This window comes from Paraburkholderia sp. J10-1, assembly GCF_905220165.1.
GTDB lineage: Bacteria > Pseudomonadota > Gammaproteobacteria > Burkholderiales > Burkholderiaceae > Paraburkholderia.
The window spans coordinates 515,005-533,229 of sequence record NZ_CAJMYW010000003.1; the positions used below are offsets into that span (position 1 = coordinate 515,005).

The window sequence follows — 18,225 nt, forward strand, 5'->3', positions numbered from 1 at the left end:
TCGCAAACATCGTTTCCAGAACTCCATGAGGCGCTTCCTCTTGCTCCGCTCGTGAGAGTTGCCACGTTTGCCGGCCGATTACAGATTGCATTCGGGATTCATCATACTGCGCCTCGCGAAACTGCCTTCGAATCGCGGCACGCACTCAATTTCCCTGCCGCAGCGCCGTAAACCAGTTGAACCCGCGATGTCAATTCGCGACGCGAACCGCTCACCGACCACCCTGCGCCGATGACCCACCCGACCCCTGAAGCTCAAGCCGAAGCCAGCGACGCCGCCACCGCAATCGAAGCCGCCGCGCTCACGCCGGACGCCATGCCGGTAGGCGAGCCGCTCGCCTGGCCTGTCGTCGATCACGACGGCGCCCTGCTGCTCGAGGCCGGCGCGGTGCTGGTGGGCGAAGCGGAGCGCACCTTTCTGTTCCAGCACTTCGCGCCGCATCGCGGCGACATGGAAAGGCTCGAGGTTGCACCGCAAAGCGCGGCGGGCACGGCCAATGCCGGCGAGCCGGCCGCCACCACGCGCGACATGCATTTGACCATCGGCGCGCTGACGGGCTTGCGCCCGCAGATGGGCGCGAGCGGCGCACCCATGCACCCGTGCCGCCTGATCGGCTTCGCGCCGAATGAGGCGCTCTTTGTGACCACACCCTATGTCGATGGCCGACCCATCGCCATCACGCCCGGCGAAAACGTGGAGATCGTCGCGATTGCGAGCCAGGCCGTCTTTCGCTTCGTATGCACCGTGCATGCGCTCAGCCAGTCGCCGCTCGACTACCTCGTGCTTTCGAAGCCCGCCAACATCCGCCGCCTGCGCGAGCGCCGCTCGATTCGCGTGCGCGCGCAATTTCCCGTGCGCTACGGTATCGGCGAAGAAGGCGCGGCTTATGACGGGGTGGCGCTCGCACGCGGCATCAGCGCGCTCGGGCTTTCGGTGAGCGCGGCGTGGGCGCTCGGCAAAGTTGGCGAGCGCTTGCGCATCGCATTTCACCTACGCTCCGGCGAGAACGATACAGCGATCGAAACCACCGCGGTCATCCGCAACGTGCAGGCGGAAACGGGCGACCCCGCGCACACGACGCTCGGTCTCGAACTCGACCGCCTCACGCCCGCCGAGCAGATGGCGATGAAAGTCTACGTATTCGATCGTCAGGACGACGTGCTGTACTGGACCGGCAGCGTGCGCTAACGCTCGCTCACGCGAGCAGCGCCTGAGCGTCCAGGCACTCGCCGGCCCATGCCTGCGCGAGCGCCTCGCAGCGCCCCACGCGCAGCGCGCCCAGTTCGCAATCGATTACCGTGACGTGATCGGCATGACGCGGCCGCGCGGGCCACTGCGTCGTGCGGCCGTCGCTGAAGAGCCAGAGATGGCGCGCGCGCGCCGGGTCACGCAGTGCCGCCGTCTCCAGCACGCGCGCCGCGCGGCCAATGCCCGCTTCCAGCGGCGTGCCGCCGCCCCCGCCAATCGGCTCGATCCAGCGCTCGTTCCACCAGCGCGGTACTGCGGGCCCGAAACGCAGTTCGGCGGCCGCGCCGCCGAAAGCGATCAACGCCACTTCCACCCGCTCGGCGCGAGCGCGGTCGAACAGTGCGATCAACAAACCCTTGGCAAGCGCAAGTTGACCGCGCGCGAGCATGGAGGCCGAGCAGTCCAGCACGAAACAATGGAGCGCGCCGGAACCCGTCTTGCGTTTGGCAAAGCGGAAATGTTGCGCTTGCAACGATCCTGCGCGTTTGACTGCGAGCGTGGGCGGCCAGGCAATGCGCGCGCCATGCTTTGCGACTTGCGCGGGACCGCGCCCCGGGCCTTCTCGCCGTCGAGCGCCGCCCTGTGCGAAGGCGGCGGCCTGTGCCCGACGGGTCAGCGTTTTTTTGCGGGCAGCGGGATCACGCCTTTCACCGCCTTCGCGGCGACGGGCTCGGGCGGCAATTCGCCCCAATCGGCATCCCGGGTTGCTTCGGTACGCATTTGTTCGCGCGTGGATGCGGATGCAGACTGGGGCGGCTGCGGCCCAGCGGCAGAAGGCGCATCGGAGCGCTGCGGCATGGCGTGCCGCCGATGCGCGAGCACGCAACCGGCGACCGCATCGACATGTGCTGGGGTCACGGCATCCGCGCCTTCGAACGCGGCGAGCGCGCGCGCCGCGCGCAGCATCACCAGGTCGGCGCGCAAGCCATCCACCGCCGCCTCGATGCAGCGTTGCGCCGCGCGCTCGTGCACGGCGTCGCTCCAGTCGAGCCTGGCGAGCGCGTCGCGCGCCGCCGCGATGCGTTCGCCAAGCGCGCGCTGTTCGGTCTCGCGTGCCGCGCAAAACGCCTGTGGATCGGCGTCGAACGCAAGACGCGCCTTGACGATGCGTTGCCGCTCCTCCACGTCATAAGGCGTGCCGAGTTCGACCATCAAGCCGAAGCGGTCGAGCAGCTGCGGACGCAACTCCCCTTCTTCGGGATTCATCGTGCCCACCAGTACGAAGTGCGCGTCGTGCGAGTGCGAGACGCCATCGCGCTCCACGGTGTTCACGCCGCTCGCCGCCGCGTCGAGCAGCACGTCGACGAGCGCGTCGGGCAGCAGGTTCACTTCGTCCACATAAAGCACGCCGCCGTGGGCGCGCGCGAGCAGGCCAGGCGCGAAGCGCACCGCGCTCTCGCGCAACGCCGCTTCGAGGTCGAGCGTGCCGATGAGCTTGTCCTCACTCGCGCCGAGCGGCAGCGTGACGAACGCGCCTTGAGGCAGGAGCGCCGCAAGCGCACGCGCTGCCGTGGATTTCGCTGTGCCGCGCGGCCCGCTCACGAGCACGCCGCCGATCGCGGGGTCGATGGCCGCGATGAGCAGCGCGCGCTGCAACGGCGCCTGCCCGACCAGCGCGGTAAAGGGAAACGCGGGACGCGTGGCCGCAGCGCTCATGATCCAGATCCTTCCAGATGCTGCCCGGCTTCGAGCAGACGGTGTTCGAGTTGTGCGCGATGCTCGCCCGGTTCCTGCCAGAGACCGCGCTGGATCGCTTCGAGCAGGCGCTCGCACACGGCGTGCAGCGCGTGGGGATTGTGTCGCTGCATGAAGGCGCGCGTGTCGTCGTCGTGGACATAGGCGTTCGCGACGAGCGCGTACTGATGATCGCCCACCACGCGCGCGGTCGCGTCATAACCGAACAGATAGTCGACCGTCGCCGCCATTTCCGCCGCACCTTTGTAGCCGTGACGCTTCACGCCGTCGATCCACTTCGGGTTCACCACGCGCGAGCGGACCACGCGCGCGATCTCCTCGTGCAGCGGACGAATGCGCGGGGCCGAGGGGTTGCTGTGGTCCGCGTGATAGAGGGCGGGCTGCGCCTGCGAAAAATGTCGCGCCGCCGCGGCCATGCCGCCCTGGAACTGGTAGTAGTCGTTCGAGTCGAGCAGGTCGTGTTCGCGGTTGTCCTGGTTCTGCAGCACGACGTCGAGCGTTGCGAGACGCGCGCGGAACGCGTCGCTCGCCTCGTCGCCCGCGCTCTTTTGCGCGTAGGCGTAGCCGCCCCATGCCTGGTAGGCGTTCGCGAGATCGGCGTCGGTTTGCCACTGGCGATGGTCGATCATCGACTGCAAGCCCGCGCCATAGGCGCCGGGACGCGCGCTGAACACGCGCCAGCCCGCGCGGCGGCGCGCCTCGTCGGCGGCCATGCCGCCTGCGACCAGCGCGTCGCGTTCGCGCAGCACACGTGCGCGCAACGGGTTCTGGTGCTCCGGCTCGTCGAGATCGGCCACGGCCTGCACCGCTGCGTCGAACAGATGCATCACGTTCGGAAACGCGTCGCGGAAGAAGCCCGATACGCGCAGCGTCACGTCGATACGCGGCCGGTCCAGCACCTCGACCGGCATGATCTCGAAGTCGGTCACGCGCTGGCTGCCCGCAGCCCACTTCGGGCGCACGCCGATCAGCGCGAACGCCTGGGCGATATCGTCGCCGCCGGTGCGCATCGTGGCCGTGCCCCAGACCGAAAGCCCCACGGCGCGCGGATAATCGCCGTGCTCCTGCAAATGGCGCTCGATGAGCTGCTGCGCCGATTTCATGCCGAGCGCCCACGCGGCCTGCGTGGGGATCGCGCGCGTATCGACGGAGTAGAAGTTGCGCCCCGTGGGCAGCACGTCGGGACGGCCGCGCGAAGGCGAGCCGCTCGGGCCCGGCGGCACGAATCGGCCTTCGAAACCGCGGCGCAGCTGGCGCATTTCCTCCGGGCCGCAGGCATCGAGGCGCGGCAGCACATCGTCGTGCAGGCGCGCGAGTACCTGCGCCGCGAGCGGCAACGATTGAGTTGCCGCATCGTTTCGTTCGCCTGAGCAAATGCCTTTGATCAGCGTGGCCGCGAGCATTTCCAGGCGTTCGCGCGTATCGCCCGCGTGGCGCCATGGCGTGTCGCTAACACTTGCGAGCAGCGATGGACGCGGGCCTTGCCACGGCGCGGCCCAATCCACCGTGGCCGGATCGACCAGATGATCGATGCGCAGGTCGCGCGCGATCGCCTCGATGAAGCCCGCGTTCGCACCCTGACCGTCCCCGCACGCGTAACGCCCTAGCGCGAGCAGCGTGTCGCAACGCTGCTGGCCTTGCGGCGATTCGCCGAACGTGTGCAGCCCGTCGCGAATCTGCGCTTCCTTCAGTTCGCACAGGTAGGCGTCGGCGCGCGTGAGGAGTTCGTCTTCGCCAGCCTGATCCGCGGGCGCGGCGACGCTCAATTCTTCGTGCAGCCGATGCTCGATGATGGTCGCAAGTATGGTCTTTCGCAGCAGCTTCGCGCGGCGCGGGTCCACCATCAATGCTTCGTAATACTCATCGACCTGACGTTCGAGGTCCTGCAGCGGCCCGTAGTTTTCGGCACGCGTGAGCGGCGGCATCAGATGATCGACGATCACGGCCTGGGCGCGGCGCTTGGCCTGGCTCCCCTCGCCCGGATCGTTGACGATGAACGGATACAGATGCGGCAGCGGCCCGAGCGCCATGTCGGGCCAACAGGTGTCGCCAAGCGCCACGCTCTTGCCCGGCAGCCACTCCAGATTGCCGTGCTTGCCCACGTGCGCGATGGCGTCGATGCCGAACGTCTCGCGCAGCCAGAAGTAAAACGCGAGGTACGCGTGCGGCGGCACGAGTTCGGCGTCGTGGTAGTTCGCGTAAGTGTCGTCGCCGCGCGAGCGCGAAGGCTGGATGCCCACGAACACCTGGCCGCAGCGCCAGCCCGCGATCATGAAGCGGCCGCGCCGCACCGTGGGGTCCGCTTCCGGCGCGCCCCAACGCGCGATCAGCGCGTTTTGCGCCTCGGCGGGCAACTGCGAGAAGCGCGCGCGATAGTCGTCGAGCGAAAGGCTCTGCCATGCGGGGCGCAGCGCGCGCGTGTCGGGATCGTTCGTCACGCCCTGTGTGAGGATGCGCATGAGCGCGTCGCCGTCTTCGGGCAGATCGGCTACGCGGTAGCCTTCGTCGCGCAGCATGCGCAGGATGCCGACCACCGAAGCCGGCGTGTCGAGCCCCACGCCGTTGCCAATGCGACCTTCGCTCATCGGATAGTTCGCGAGCACGAGCGCGAGCTTTTTCTCCGCGTTCGGCAGGCCGCGCAAACGGCACCAGCGGCGCGCGAGTTCGGCCACGAAAGCCACGCGTTCCAGGTCCGGCTGATAGCGCACCACATCGACTTGCGTCTCTTTGCAGTGGTACGCGAGGCCCTTGAAACTGATCGCGCGCGTGATCACGCGGCCGTCCACTTCGGGCAGCGCGATATGCATGGCGATGTCGCGTGAGTTCAGGCCGTGATTATCCTTGACCCAGTCGTCGCGGTTGCCGCCGCTCAGGATCACCTGGAGCACGGGTGCGTCGCCGGCGAGCGCGAGCGGTTCGGGGTCGTCCAGCGACGAAGCCGCAAACGCCGTGGTGTTCAGCACGAGCGAGACATCGTGCTCGGCCGCCAGTTGATCGAGCACGTCGCGGCTCAAGGTGTCCTTGAGCGAGGTGATCGCAAGCGGCAGCGGGTTCATGCCGCGCGCCAGCAGCGCGGTAATGAGCGCGTCGAAAGCGGCCGTGTTCGCGGCCTGCAAATGCGCCTTGTAAAACAGCAGCGCGACGACCGGGGCGCCGGGTTGCCAGCGCGCGCGCCATTCGTCGATGGTCGCGACGTCGCGCTGCGGACAATAGAGCGCGGCGGCCGGCAGCGCGACGGGCGGCGCAGGCTCGCTGCCCCAGTCGAAGGCGCGCCACGCGAGCGCGCGCAGAAATGATTCGGCATTCGCCGCGCCGCCTTCGCGCAGATAACGCCAGAGCAGGCGGCAAAACTCGGGCTCGGCGCGGCTCTTCGCGATGAGATTGGGGTCTTCCTGCAAGTCGCCCGAAAACATCGCGAGCAATTGCCCGCGCTGCTGCGCAAGCGAGACGACCTGCTCGATGCCGTAAGGCCAGTACGTTTCGCCGCCCAGATGATCGACCACTACCACCCGCGCATGCTGCAACACGTCTTCGACGTAGAAGTCCACCGATGCGTTCTGGCGCAGGTACGTAACGTTCGCGAGCCGCACGCCCGGGAAACCTTTGGGCAGGCGCGGCACGACGCTCGCCAGCAGCGCGAGCGTCGTATCCGCCGAACTGAGCACGACGATTTCTGCGGGCTGCTGGTCAATACGGATGACGCCCTGCGTGTCGTCGACAAAACCACCTGGCGTGGTGCGCAGCAAGTGCATGGTACGGCCTCGTCTAGCGCAGTGCGGTCACTTCGCGCCCGCGATCTGCACGTTCGTGAGCGCCGTGTCGAATGCCACTTGCAGCGTCGTGCCATCGAGGTCTTCGCCAATCAGCACGAAGCGGCTCGCAAGCGGCTGCGCCGCGCTTTCCTGCGCGTTCCAGCGGCGGTCGAAATAGCTGTCGAAGCGGCGGCCGACACCTTGAATCACGAGACGCATCGGTGCACCCGGCAGCGCGGCGAAGCCCTTCACGCGATAGATCGTGTGCGCATCGACGAGCTGCTGCAGCGCTTCGATCACGCTCTCGCGCGAAGCGGCCGCGCCCGACACCACGACCGAATCGAACTCGTCATGATGATGATCGGGATCGTCGCCGGAACCGTGATGGTCGTGCCGCAGATGAATGCTCTCTTCGGAAGCCGCTTCGAGCCCGAGCAGCGTATGCAGATCGAGCTTGCCGTGCTGCGCGCGCACGATCTTCACCTGCGGCGGCAGTTCTTCGCGCAGCTCGGCAATGAGCGCGTCCTGGCCCGCTTCGTCGAGCAGATCGGTCTTGTTGAGAATGACGAGATCGGCGGCCGAAAGCTGGTCTTCGAACAGCTCGTGCAGTGGCGATTCGTGATCGAGATTCGGGTCGGCGCGGCGTTGTGCGTCCACGGCCTGCGGGTTTTCGGCGAACTGGCCGCTCGCGGCGGCGGGGCCGTCCACCACGGTCACGACCGCATCGACGGTGAACGCGTTGCGAATCGACGGCCAGTTGAACGCCTGAACGAGCGGCTTGGGCAGCGCGAGGCCGGAGGTTTCGATCAGCACATGATCGATGTCGCCGCGGCGTTCGAGCAGTTTCTCCATCACCGGGAAGAACTCTTCCTGCACGGTGCAGCACAGGCAACCGTTCGCGAGTTCGTAGAGCTGGCCTTCCGTTTCGTTGCCGTTCTCGTCGCAGCCAATGCCGCAGCCGCGCAGAATTTCGCCGTCGATACCGAGTTCGCCGAACTCGTTGACGATGACCGCGACGCGCAGACCACCCGCGTGCTGGAGAATGTGACGCAGCAGCGTGGTTTTGCCGCTGCCGAGAAAGCCCGTCACGATCGTGACCGGAATCTTGCGCATTTGCATGAAGTGCTCCTTCGGCGCCAAGCCGGATAGCGGGGTGCGTCGCGTTGGCCGTTCGTGCGAGTATCTGTGTGTCGTCACACGAGCACGCGCGTATCCGTGGAGACGCACTCACGCGTAACGATTCAAAAAAAACCTGCAGGGGGACGAACGACCAGAAACGCACCGGGGCCTCGCCCGGCCGACGCGTGAATATCATGGATCCGGCACCGCATCCCCGCAGCGCGAATCCCACGTATCTGGCCGGTATCCGGACTGACGAAACACCGCTTCGCCTTCCCGCGCGAGTGGCCTTGCGGCCGGCTCGGGCAGTGGCGTGGACTGCGTAAAGCATGGAAGCGGTTTGCGGCATTCGTTCGAACGCCGCGCTCGTTGTACCGTTGCGGGTGCAGTTCAGGTTGGCCACGCCCGAGGCGGGATGGCTCCCTGATTCCCGTTTAACTGCGCGCGCATCATGAATCGCGCGCGCGAGCACCAGAGTGCGTGCGAGTGTAGGCGCGGGGGGCTTGCGCGTCAAGGAAGGCGTGGGAAGCCGCAAAAGCGTGTGCTATCGTAGCGCGCATCCGGCAACGGCCGGAATACGACTGTTTTGCTTGCTCCGCTCCCGCCGTGAATTCTGTCGAAAATCGCGCCACGCGCGCAGCTTCATTCGAAACCACGCTGGAGCCCGCACAGCGCGCGCCGTCGCTCGCGCTCGGCATTGGCTGCCGGCGCGGCGTGACGCTTGCGCAGGTCGACGCCGCCGTGCGCGCCGCGCTCGGTGCGTGCCCGCTCGAAAGCGTGACCTCCGTGGCCACGCTCGACGTCAAAGCCGGCGACCCCGCGCTACAGGCGTTTTGCGGGGCGCATGCGCTGCCGCTGTACACGTTCACGCGGGAGCAAATCGCCGCGACGCCCACGATCGCGCCGCCCTCCGCTGCTGCCCAAGCGCAATTCGGCGTGGACGGCGTGTGCGAGCCCTGCGCGCGTCTCGCGGCGGGCGGCGGTCCGCTCGTGCGCGGCAAGCTGGCGCTCGACGGCGTAACGGTCGCGATCGCCAGCACGCTGCAAAACCCGGCAAACACGCAAGCGAAAGCCCCGCAATAATCCCACTCACGACGATGAAAACCGATCCCGAATCGCACCAACGCATGACGCAGCGCCGCCGCGAGGGCCATGAGAAAAAGCAGGCCGCCGCAACGCACGAGAAGGGCCTCCTGATCGTCAACACCGGCAACGGCAAGGGCAAGAGCACGGCCGCATTCGGCATGGCCGTGCGCATGCTCGGCCACGGCATGAAGCTCGGTGTCGTGCAGTTCATCAAGGGCGCGCTGCATACGGCTGAACGCGACTTTCTCGGCAGCGTCGCCCACTGCGATTTCGTGACCATGGGCGACGGCTACACCTGGAACACGCAGAATCGCGACGGCGACATCGCCACCGCACGCAAGGGCTGGGACGAAGCGAAGCGCATGATCGAAAGCGGCGAGTACGCGATGGTGATCCTCGACGAACTCAACACGGTGCTCAAATACGAGTACCTGCCGCTCGACGAAGTGCTCGGCGTGATCGCGTCGCGCGCGCCGCACGTTCACGTGGTCGTGACGGGCCGCCATGCGCCCGACGCGCTCATCGAAGCCGCCGACCTCGTCACGGAAATGCGCCTCGTGAAGCATCCGTATCGCGAGCAAGGCGTGAAGGCGCAAAAGGGCGTGGAGTTTTGAGCCCATGAGCGCGACGCTTGCCTGCCCCGCGCTTTTTATCAGCGCGCCCGCTTCGGGCCAGGGCAAAACCACGCTCACGGCGGGCCTCGCGCGCCTGCACCGCCGTGCGGGCCGGCGCGTACGCGTGTTCAAGACCGGGCCGGATTTTCTCGACCCCACGATTCTCGCGCGCGCGAGCGGCGCCCCCGTGCTCTCGCTCGACCTGTGGATGGTGGGCGAACAGGCGTGCCGCGGCCTGCTCGCGCAGGCCGCGCGCGAAGCCGACCTGATCCTCATCGAAGGCGTCATGGGCCTGTTCGACGGCACGCCGAGCAGCGCCGACCTCGCCACCACGTTCGGCGTGCCGGTGGCTGCTGTCGTGAGCGCGAAGTCGATGGCGCAGACCTTCGGCGCGATCGCGTTCGGTCTCGCGCGTTTTCGGCCCGAGGTGCCGTTTCATGGCGTGCTGGCGAATCGCGTGGGCTCGCCGCGCCACGCACAGATGCTGCAGCAGGCCTTGCCCGCTGACGTGCGCTGGCTGGGGCACGTAACGAGCGAAGCCATGATGACGCTGCCAGATCGCCATCTCGGCCTGCATCAGGCTGCGGAGATCGACGACCTCGACGCGCGCATCGAGCGCGCCGCCGACGCGCTCGCGCAAACCGCGCTCGCGGAATTGCCGCCTCCGGTGGAATTTTCATATTCTTCGCATGACGAAGTAATTCCTCGCCTGCTCGAAGACCGCCATATCGCCATTGCGCGCGACGCCGCGTTCTCGTTTCTCTATCCCGCGAACATTGCGTTGCTCGAAACGCTCGGCGCAAGCGTGAGCTACTTTTCGCCGCTCGCGAACGAGCCCGCGCCCGCCAACGCCGATGCGATTTTTCTGCCCGGCGGCTATCCCGAGCTGCATACATCGGCGCTCGCGCGCAATACGCTAAGCGCGAATTCGCTGCGTGCGCATGTATCTGCGGGAAAGCCGCTCGTCGCCGAATGTGGCGGCATGCTTTATCTGCTCGATGCACTCACCGACGTAGAAGGCACGCGCACGCCGATGCTCGGCCTGCTGCCCGGCGAGGCGGTCATGCAAAAACGCTTCGCGGCGCTCGGCATGCAGCAGATCGATGGCGCACATGGCGCGCTGCGCGGCCACACGTTTCACTATTCGCGCATCGCCACGCCGCTTGCGCCCACGCTCACGGCACGCCACGCACAAACTGGCGGGCCCGGCGAGGCGCTTTATCGGCATGGTTCGATCGCGGCCACCTATATGCACGCTTACTGGCCCTCCAACCCGGCTTTCGCGGCCGCACTCTTCCATGGCACAGCCCTTTGACGAAGCCGAGCGCGCGGCGGTCTACCGTGCGATTTACGAGCGCCGCGACATGCGGCACTTCGCGCCGGGCCCCGTCGATCCCGCGACATTGGCACGCCTGCTCGACGCCGCGCATCACGCGCCGAGCGTGGGCTTCATGCAGCCGTGGCGCATCGTGCGCATTACAGACAACACGTTGCGCGAGCAACTTCACGAGGCGGTCGAGCGCGAACGCATTGCGACCGCCGACGCGCTGGGCAAGCGCCGCGACGAGTTCATGAAGCTCAAGGTCGAAGGCATGCGCGACTGCGCCGAGGTGCTCGTGGTCGCGCTGATGGACCGCCGCGAAGCTCATGTCTTCGGCCGGCGCACGCTACCGGAGATGGACCTCGCCTCCGTGGCCTGCGCGATCCAGAACATGTGGCTCGCGGCGCGCGCCGAAGGGCTCGGTATGGGCTGGGTGTCGATCTTCGATGTCGACGAGGTGCGCGCCCTGCTCGCCATGCCGCCCGGCGCCAAGCCGGTGGCCATACTCTGCGTGGGTCAGGTCGACGCGTTCTACCCGCAGCCGATGCTCGAAATGGAAAAGTGGGCCGAACGCAAGCCGCTTGGCGAATGCGTGTTTGAAAACCACTGGCCGCACGACGAGGCCACCGGCGCGCCCGAAGCGCTACCCAAAGCAGCGCCGGACGCCACACCCGGCACCTGACACCCGCTCACGCTTCGCGCGCGTAGCAGACGGCCTCGACATTGTTGCCGTCTGGATCGATCAGGAATGCTGCGTAATAGTCGGGGCTGTAGTCTGCGCGCACGCCGGGTTCGCCATTGTCTTTCGCGCCTGCGCGCAGGCCCGCTTCGTAGAAGCCAACGACCGCCGCGCGGCTCGCCGCCGCGAACGCCACATGCACGCCGCGTGGCGCAAGCGCCGCGTCGCCAGAGACGGCGTGCAACCAGAGCTTCGGCTCGCCTGGCTGGCCGAGTCCCGCATAGGTGTCGTCGCGCATGCACACCACGACGCCTAACGGCGCGAGCAGCGCCTCATAAAAACGCACGCTGCGTGCGAGATCCTGCACGCGCAATCCAATGTGATCGAACATGAGTGACTCCCGTGATGTCTGTGCGCAACCGTTGCGCCAGATTCGGGAGCCAGCATAGCGCCTTCGTCGCCGCCCCGGCCTGGGGAAAGTTGCCCTGAACTATTTGTCGACTGGCGAAACGGAGAGCACTTCCGGCATGCCCGGCGCCTGATCCGTCGTGCCGGCGTTGGGCGGACTCTTCAGCTTGACGCGCCATTGCGGCGCGCCCGCGTACGGCAGCCGCGCCAGCGCGCCCGCCACGAGGTACGGCACGGCTTCGCGTGCGTCGGCGTTGCGATCATGCTTGACAGCGCTGACCTTGTAGACCTCGCCGCCATCGGGCAACGCGAAGAAACGCAGCGTCAGCGTATGCACGTAGGGCCGACCGAACCACGGCAACGACGGTCCCTCGGCTGGCACGCAGCCGGCACCGCAGTCGCCGTCGACGACTTTCACGTCGGCGGGACGTGTGGCCCAGGCCACCGAGACGAGAAAGCGCGCCGCATCGGGCGACCCCGCGCTAAAACCGCGCTGCGCGAGGCCATCGCTTAGCAAGGCCTGGTACGGAAGCATCTCGCCCGCGTCGACCTGGGCGGGCGTGGGCGCGAAACGGTAGTTCGCGCCCTGGTTCGCGGTGGCGGGCAACGCGCCCGTGGCCGCGACGTCGGTCGTCACGCCCGCACATCCGGCGAGGGCGACGAGCACCGACAAGAGACAAATCGACAGCAAGGTCTTCACACAACACTCCATTGGGTTATTCATGCGCTTCCGGTGCGGCACTTCCCGCCCGGCTCAACCCGGCGCGTCGAACGCGGGCAGTGACATCGTCAGAACGGTGCCCTCGCCCGGCTCGCTCTCCAGCTGGATATCGCCGCCGTGGCGCGTCACGACTGTCTTCACGAACGCCATGCCGAGCCCCGCGCCGCTCACCTCGGGCCGCTGCTCCGCGTGAAAGCGCTGGAACGGCTGAAAGAGCCTCGCCTGGTCTTCGTGCGCAATGCCGTAGCCCTGATCGCGAATCGAGCAGACCACCCGCGGCGGAATGTGGTCGTCGAGCCCGACCGTGCAGACGATACGCGTATCCACTGGACTGTACTTCACCGCGTTGTTCAGCACGTTCACGAGCGCGCGCGTCATGAGCGAGCGGTCGGCGTTGATCCAGCCCATCTGGTCGCCTTCGAACGCCGTGTCGATCTGGATGCGTTTCGCGCGCGCCTGCGGCCACACTTCATCGCTCGCGTCGATCACCAGCTCCGCGAGGCTCGTGGGCTCGAGCGCGTAGACCTGGGACTCGGCGCGCGCGAGCTGCACGAAGTCGTCGGCGAGCTTGAGCGAGCGGCGCGCGTAGCGCTCGATGCGCTCCATCACGCCGCGCACGGGCTCCGAGGCGAGCGTGCCGCGTTCGCGCTCCGTCTCGACGAGCGCGACGATCGAGGCCTGCGGCGAGCGCATGTCGTGCGACAGCAGGCGCAGCGCGTCCTCGCGCTGGCGTTCGGCGTCGTGCAGCGCTGTCACGTCGACGAGACCCGCGATCCAGCCCACCGCCTGCCCTTGCGCGTTCGTGCAGCGCGCGTAGCGCAGCAGGTAGTCGCTGCCGTCGCGCGCGCGCACTTCCACGCCGCGCTCCATCAACTCCGCGAACTCGCCGCGCGCCGGGTCGAGCGGCGCGGGCCAGTGCGCGTGCGCGAACGCCATCGCATCGGGCGCCGGGTCGATCGGCTTGACGAGCGAGAGGTCGCCGAACACATCCTGCATCCAGCGCCCTTCCGCGGCGCTCACCTTCAGGCGGGCGAGATACGCACGCGAAGCGTGATTCGCAATCAGCACGACGCCGCGCAGATCGGCGACGAGAATCGGCTCCGGCACGGAATCGAGGCTGTCCCACACGAAGCGGCGCATGTCCTGCAGCCGCTGCGCGGCCTGCGCCATGAGCGCCATCTGCTGGGCGAGCGCATCGCCGGCGAACTCGCGGCGCTGCGTGGGCGCTTCGGGCAGCAGGTAGGGTTCGTCGGCAAGCTGGCGCAGTTCCTTGCGCAGGTAGGCCATCGTCATTTCGAGGCGGCGCCAGCTCCACACCGGATAGACGACAAGCAGCGCGACGATCGCGGGCACGGGCGGCAGCCACAGGCGCGCGCCGTGCAACATACCCGCGCTCGCGCCGAGCGACACGGCGATCAGGAGCGCAAGCAGCAGCAGCGCGCGCAGCGGCGAGAGCACGAGGAAACCCGCCAGCAGCAGCGCGAGCGGCGCGAGCGAGGCGAGCACGACCATGATGGGCGGCGCGGGCTGGATGGCCGTGCCGTTGAGCAGCGTGTCGAGCACGATGGCGTGGACGTACACGCCGGGCAACGGGCCGAGCGTACCGGAGAGCGGCGTGGCGAAGCGGTCGTAGAGCCCCGAGGCCGTCACGCCGACGATCGCCACGTGCCCGCGCAACTGCTCGGGCGGCACGCGGCCTTCGAGCACGTCGGCGAACGAGACCTTGTGGTAGGTCTGCGAATTCGCGCTGAACGGAATCAGGAAACGCGACTCGGTGCCGGGCGCCGCCGCGTGCAGCACGTCATCGCGCTGCGCGGCGGCCGGCGTGCCATGCGCGAGCTTCACGGCGCCGCTGCGCACCGCGCGCCACACCGGCACCATCAGTTGCGGCCAGCGCTGCTGGGCGTCGCCTTCGAAGAGCGCGACGCTGCGCACGATGCCGTCGCTATCGACTTCGAGGTTGATATGGCCCATGCCGGCGGCCGCCTGCGCGAGCGGCTTAACCGGCAGCACGGCGTCGCGGTGACCGGTGTCGTCGGCGGGCGTAAGAAGAATGGGAAGGAACGCCGGACGCGCGCGCAGCGCCTGCGCAAACTGCGCGTCGTCGTGCGATGGTTCGGTGAACAACACGTCGTAGACGACGGCCGCCGCGCCCGCCTTCGCGAGCTGATCGACGAGCCGCGCATGCGCCTCGCGCGGCCACGGCCAACGCCCGAGCGCGGTGACGCTCGCGTTGTCGATCTCCACGAGCACGATGTCGGGCGACACCGGCAGCGAGCGCGCGGAGAGCAAGCGGTCATAAACCAGGTGGTCGGCGCCGCTCGTGAGCCGCCAGATCACGCAGAACACGACCACGGCCACGCCAGCGCAGCCCACGCCGGCCCATTCGAACAGGAAGCGGCGCCCGACTGAGCGGCCAAGGCGCGCGGGCGGCCTCACGCTCATGCGCGCCTGCGTCACCAGTCGAGCCTGAACGACTGGACCGGACTCGCCTTCTGGTAGTAATGGCCGTTGTCGAACTGCTCGGCGATCACCGTCCAGTAGTACACGCCCTTCGGCAGGTCGCGCACGATGGCCTCGCCCGCCGTGATGTCGGTGCGGTCGATGAGCGGCACACGCAGATCGGACGTCGTGCCGAGCACGAAGCGAAAGCGCGTGTTCTGTGCGTTGCGGTCGATGAACCAGCGGAACGCAAAGTCGCGCGAGCCTTCAATCGGGCCGGCGCTCGCGCCGAGCGCCACGCGGCGGCGCTCGAACGCATACGACGCCGGCATGCCTTCGAGACCGCGCGCGTCGACTGCGGAGATGCGCACGAAGTACGTGCCGTCTGAGAGGTCGGCGAATGACACGTGCGGGTCGGCGCTGCGCTTGTCGCGGATCATGTCGAGCAGGCCCGCGTCGCGGCCGATCTGCACGCGGTAGGCGCTCGCACCCGCTGCGGGCGCGATATCGAAGGCGACTTCGTCGTCGTCCTGCACTTTGGAAGGATGCAGCAGTTCAGGCGCGTCGAGCAGCGTGACGGGCGCGCCCGCTGGCTGGCCCGCCAGCGTGAGGCTGCCGTAGTGCGCGGCGACGAGCTGCTCGGAGGCTGCCAGCGGCGTACCCGGTGCCGGCGGCTGTACGTTGGCGCCGCGTCGGTTGTGGCCCGGCGAGCCGGCGTCCACGCCCACTGCACCGTTCAGCACTTCGACCGCCGTCGCGCCGTTGTCGCCGTCATAGCTCACGCGAAACTGCGTACCGCGCACGCCGGCCACCACGGAAGGCGAGCGGATCTGAAAGCGATCGTCCTTCTTCGTGGCATGCGTGACTTCGCTGCTCACTTCGCCGCGATGAAGATCGACGATGCGGTCGGTCGCGCCGGTGAGCACAGTTTGACGCAGCGTGGCCAAGTCGAGCGAGGTATCGGGCGGCAGCGCGATATGCGAGCCGTCGGCCAGTTCAAGCGTGGCGAAGCCGTTGTGGCCGGTCTGCACCCGATCGCCTTCAACGAGGTTCGCGCCGACCGTGAGCGGCAGGAGCGGGCCGGCGCGGAACGCATGCTGCACGGGACCGTTCGCGGCGATCACCTTTGCGCTGAGGCCGTCCTGGCGCAGCAGCGCGACCGGCACGCGCAGCGTCGTGCCGGGCTGCAGGCGGCGCGGCGCGCTCACGTGATTGAGGCTCGCGAGCTTTTTCCAGTCGGCGGGATTGCGCAGATAACGCCTGGCGATGTCATAGAGCGAGTCGCCGGGGCGCGTGACGTAGGTGGTCGTCTCGGGCGACTGCGCGGGCGCGCGCGGGGCGCTCTCGCGCGCCTCGGCGCCGCGGGGAATGGGAATCAGCGCAAGCGCGAAGGCAAAGAACGGAGCCGCGGAGGCGCGCACCGCACGCGCGCCCCTCACGCGTCGTCCCCCTCGATGCGCTCGAGCCGGTACCCGTAGCCGTAGATCGGCGTAAGACGATAGCCGTTTTCGGGACGCAGGCCGAGCTTCGAGCGCAGCATGGAAACGTGCGTGTCCATCGTGCGCGAAGGAATGTCGTCGGACTGCTTCCAGATCACGTCGAGAATATGCGCGCGCGACAGCGGGCGGCTCAGATGCTGAAACAGCAGCAGCGCGAGATCGAACTCCTTCTGCGTGAGCGCGACGTTGCGCCCGCTCACCGACGCCTGGCGCGACTTGAGGTCGAACTCGTACTCGCCGAAGCTTTCCTTGAGCGCGGGCGCGTGCAGCTGATAGGCGCGGCGCAACAGCGAATTGACCCGGGCGATCAGCACCGGCGCCGAGACGGGCTTGACGACGTAGTCGTCGGCGCCTGCGTTGAGCATTTGCGCGATGTCGACCTCGCGGCTGCGGCTCGTCATGAAAAGCACTGGCAGGCGCGTGGAGAGGCTCTGCCGCACCCAGTGCAGTACTTCGTCGCCCGCCATGTCGGGTACGTTCCAGTCGAGCACGAGCAGATCGAACGTCTGCCGCCGAAGCTGCCTGACGAGCTCGCTGCCCTTGGCAAACGCGTGGCAGGCGTGGCCCGCCGCGCTCAAGGCCTGGCAGACGAATTCTGTCTGCGCTGCATCGTCATCCAGTACTGCAATTCTCATAGCACCCCGCAACCAGGTTTGTTTTTCATCGTCTCAGGATGGACTGCCTGCCTGCCGCAGCGCGCTGCAGCCGCGACCCGCGTCTCGCGACGACGGCTGCGCGCACCGGCGCCAGGTCGCAACGCGCCCACTCTGGCGCTGGCAGCACGCGCAACCCGCCGTGCGCCAAAGCGCACTACTTTCGCCGCGTCTCGAAAAAAATGGGAGCGCGAGGCCACGCTCGTCTTCGGTGAACAGATCGCTCTCATGTTAATCACTCATGGTAGTCGAATTTGCCATCGTTCGAGCCGGGTTTGCCCGCCCCGCCTGCGGTTGACGGCGATCCCGCAAGCAGCGCCGTCAGATGGGAGCGTACGTGCTCCCATGCCGCGTGCGCATAGTCGGGTTGCACGGCCGCGCGTGACTGCGCCATGACAAACACGCGCAGCACCGTGGCCGAACACTGCGTCAGGCGCTCGGCCGCGACGAAACGCGAAAGACGCAACGCTTCGCTAAGCCACGGGAGTTCAGCCGCGCAGGAATCCGCGTAGGCCTCCATCGCGGCGCGCGCGTGGCGATCGCGCGCGAGGTCGAGCTCGACGCGGTCGAACTCGCGGCCACCGTCGGGGCGGTCTACGCGCGAGCCCGGTGGAAAACGCATACGGCCGGATCGGAAAAACATGGAGCCCCCGTGACGAGAAGCAGGCAGAGCAACAGAAGTGAAGCGGCCAGGCGTTTTTTTCGCGGACGCAACAACGTCGAGCCGCTCGCAATGCGCGAAGCGGCAAAAGAATTCGTGTCGTTCAGAAGTGCGGAAAAAATGTGGCGACGGCCGCGTGCTAAACACTGCGTGGTCTCCGGAATCCGCCCCCGGAGTCGGACCGCCAGCGCAGTCATCGTCATGCGCAGCGCGAGCCCCGCTGCGAGCGTCACCGCCCGACGCTCTACAGCGGACCGCAGCCGCCTCCCTGCACGACGAGGCACGTGCCGCCATCGCCACGTCCACCTCAAAGCACTGGTTTTCCCA

The 18,225-nt window shown here is 67.7% G+C and carries 15 protein-coding genes and 1 riboswitch; of the genes, 5 read left to right on the forward strand and 10 right to left on the reverse strand.

Annotation, left to right across the window (positions count from 1 at the left end; all coding sequences use genetic code 11):
* Positions 1 to 231: 231 nt before the first annotated feature.
* Positions 232 to 1,188: a flagellar brake protein gene (locus tag U5A65_RS14935; protein ID WP_321946706.1), complete on the forward strand. Its 957-nt coding sequence runs from the start codon at positions 232 to 234 to the stop codon at positions 1,186 to 1,188.
* Between the two features lie 7 nt (positions 1,189 to 1,195).
* Here U5A65_RS14935 and U5A65_RS14940 read toward each other — a convergent pair whose 3' ends face one another.
* The 4 genes from U5A65_RS14940 to cobW all read right to left on the reverse strand — a co-directional run bounded on the left by U5A65_RS14940 (position 1,196) and on the right by cobW (position 7,814).
* A complete protein-coding gene (locus U5A65_RS14940; protein ID WP_321946707.1) occupies positions 1,196 to 1,720 on the reverse strand; it encodes a vWA domain-containing protein in 525 nt (174 codons plus the stop codon).
* A gap of 140 nt (positions 1,721 to 1,860) precedes the next feature.
* On the reverse strand, positions 1,861 to 2,904 hold the full coding sequence (locus U5A65_RS14945; protein ID WP_321946708.1) for an ATP-binding protein: 1,044 nt from the start codon (positions 2,902 to 2,904) through the stop codon (positions 1,861 to 1,863).
* Positions 2,901 to 6,695, reverse strand: coding sequence for a cobaltochelatase subunit CobN (gene cobN, locus U5A65_RS14950; RefSeq protein WP_321946709.1), 3,795 nt, complete (start codon positions 6,693 to 6,695; stop codon positions 2,901 to 2,903). Before cobN ends, U5A65_RS14945 begins: the two co-directional genes overlap by 4 nt.
* A 27-nt stretch (positions 6,696 to 6,722) precedes the next feature.
* Complete coding sequence (gene cobW, locus U5A65_RS14955; protein WP_321946710.1) at positions 6,723 to 7,814, reverse strand: cobalamin biosynthesis protein CobW; 1,092 nt, start codon at positions 7,812 to 7,814, stop codon at positions 6,723 to 6,725.
* A gap of 220 nt (positions 7,815 to 8,034) precedes the next feature.
* Positions 8,035 to 8,305, reverse strand: a riboswitch (cobalamin riboswitch).
* A gap of 166 nt (positions 8,306 to 8,471) precedes the next feature.
* Here cobW and U5A65_RS14960 point away from each other — a divergent pair.
* Genes U5A65_RS14960 through bluB form a run of 4 tightly spaced genes read left to right on the forward strand, consistent with a single transcriptional unit; the run spans position 8,472 to position 11,517 of the window.
* Positions 8,472 to 8,897 (forward strand): cobalamin biosynthesis protein, encoded by a 426-nt coding sequence (locus U5A65_RS14960; protein WP_415764923.1) that lies wholly within the window; start codon positions 8,472 to 8,474, stop codon positions 8,895 to 8,897.
* 14 nt (positions 8,898 to 8,911) lie between these two features.
* Positions 8,912 to 9,514, forward strand: a complete 603-nt coding sequence (gene cobO, locus U5A65_RS14965) for a cob(I)yrinic acid a,c-diamide adenosyltransferase (protein WP_028205563.1) — start codon at positions 8,912 to 8,914, stop codon at positions 9,512 to 9,514.
* 4 nt (positions 9,515 to 9,518) lie between these two features.
* The gene (locus U5A65_RS14970) at positions 9,519 to 10,829 is read left to right on the forward strand and encodes a cobyrinate a,c-diamide synthase (protein WP_321946712.1); all 1,311 of its coding nucleotides are present in this window, start codon (positions 9,519 to 9,521) and stop codon (positions 10,827 to 10,829) included.
* Positions 10,813 to 11,517 carry a 5,6-dimethylbenzimidazole synthase gene (bluB, locus tag U5A65_RS14975; RefSeq protein ID WP_321910489.1) on the forward strand — a complete coding sequence of 235 codons (705 nt, stop codon included), beginning with the start codon at positions 10,813 to 10,815 and terminating at the stop codon, positions 11,515 to 11,517. Before U5A65_RS14970 ends, bluB begins: the two co-directional genes overlap by 17 nt.
* Before the next feature lie 7 nt (positions 11,518 to 11,524).
* Here bluB and U5A65_RS14980 read toward each other — a convergent pair whose 3' ends face one another.
* From U5A65_RS14980 to U5A65_RS15005, 6 genes are all read right to left on the reverse strand, one after another.
* Complete coding sequence (locus tag U5A65_RS14980) at positions 11,525 to 11,905, reverse strand: VOC family protein (RefSeq protein WP_321935766.1); 381 nt, start codon at positions 11,903 to 11,905, stop codon at positions 11,525 to 11,527.
* 99 nt (positions 11,906 to 12,004) lie between these two features.
* The gene (locus U5A65_RS14985; RefSeq protein WP_321946713.1) at positions 12,005 to 12,622 is read right to left on the reverse strand and encodes a DUF4136 domain-containing protein; all 618 of its coding nucleotides are present in this window, start codon (positions 12,620 to 12,622) and stop codon (positions 12,005 to 12,007) included.
* Positions 12,623 to 12,676: 54 nt separating this feature from the next.
* Positions 12,677 to 15,088, reverse strand: coding sequence for a CHASE2 domain-containing protein (locus tag U5A65_RS14990; protein ID WP_321946714.1), 2,412 nt, complete (start codon positions 15,086 to 15,088; stop codon positions 12,677 to 12,679).
* 11 nt (positions 15,089 to 15,099) lie between these two features.
* Positions 15,100 to 16,524 carry a FecR domain-containing protein gene (locus tag U5A65_RS14995; protein ID WP_321946715.1) on the reverse strand — a complete coding sequence of 475 codons (1,425 nt, stop codon included), beginning with the start codon at positions 16,522 to 16,524 and terminating at the stop codon, positions 15,100 to 15,102.
* Entirely contained in the window at positions 16,521 to 17,219 is a 699-nt protein-coding gene (locus U5A65_RS15000) for a response regulator transcription factor (RefSeq protein ID WP_321910482.1), read from the reverse strand. Before U5A65_RS15000 ends, U5A65_RS14995 begins: the two co-directional genes overlap by 4 nt.
* Before the next feature lie 253 nt (positions 17,220 to 17,472).
* Positions 17,473 to 17,880 carry a hypothetical protein gene (locus U5A65_RS15005; protein ID WP_321946716.1) on the reverse strand — a complete coding sequence of 136 codons (408 nt, stop codon included), beginning with the start codon at positions 17,878 to 17,880 and terminating at the stop codon, positions 17,473 to 17,475.
* Between the last annotated feature and the right edge of the window lie 345 nt (positions 17,881 to 18,225).

Excerpts from the sequence above, each read along its gene's own strand:
- U5A65_RS14935 (WP_321946706.1), top strand. The coding sequence starts at position 232 with ATGACCCACCCGACCCCTGAAGCTCAAGCCGAAGCCAGCGACGCCGCC.
- U5A65_RS14945 (WP_321946708.1), bottom strand. The coding sequence starts at position 2,904 with ATGAGCGCTGCGGCCACGCGTCCCGCGTTTCCCTTTACCGCGCTGGTC.
- cobN (WP_321946709.1), bottom strand. The coding sequence starts at position 6,695 with ATGCACTTGCTGCGCACCACGCCAGGTGGTTTTGTCGACGACACGCAG.
- cobW (WP_321946710.1), bottom strand. The coding sequence starts at position 7,814 with ATGCAAATGCGCAAGATTCCGGTCACGATCGTGACGGGCTTTCTCGGC.
- cobO (WP_028205563.1), top strand. The coding sequence starts at position 8,912 with ATGAAAACCGATCCCGAATCGCACCAACGCATGACGCAGCGCCGCCGC.
- U5A65_RS14970 (WP_321946712.1), top strand. The coding sequence starts at position 9,519 with ATGAGCGCGACGCTTGCCTGCCCCGCGCTTTTTATCAGCGCGCCCGCT.
- bluB (WP_321910489.1), top strand. The coding sequence starts at position 10,813 with ATGGCACAGCCCTTTGACGAAGCCGAGCGCGCGGCGGTCTACCGTGCG.
- U5A65_RS14980 (WP_321935766.1), bottom strand. The coding sequence starts at position 11,905 with ATGTTCGATCACATTGGATTGCGCGTGCAGGATCTCGCACGCAGCGTG.
- U5A65_RS14990 (WP_321946714.1), bottom strand. The coding sequence starts at position 15,088 with ATGAGCGTGAGGCCGCCCGCGCGCCTTGGCCGCTCAGTCGGGCGCCGC.
- U5A65_RS15000 (WP_321910482.1), bottom strand. The coding sequence starts at position 17,219 with ATGAGAATTGCAGTACTGGATGACGATGCAGCGCAGACAGAATTCGTC.
- U5A65_RS15005 (WP_321946716.1), bottom strand. The coding sequence starts at position 17,880 with ATGTTTTTCCGATCCGGCCGTATGCGTTTTCCACCGGGCTCGCGCGTA.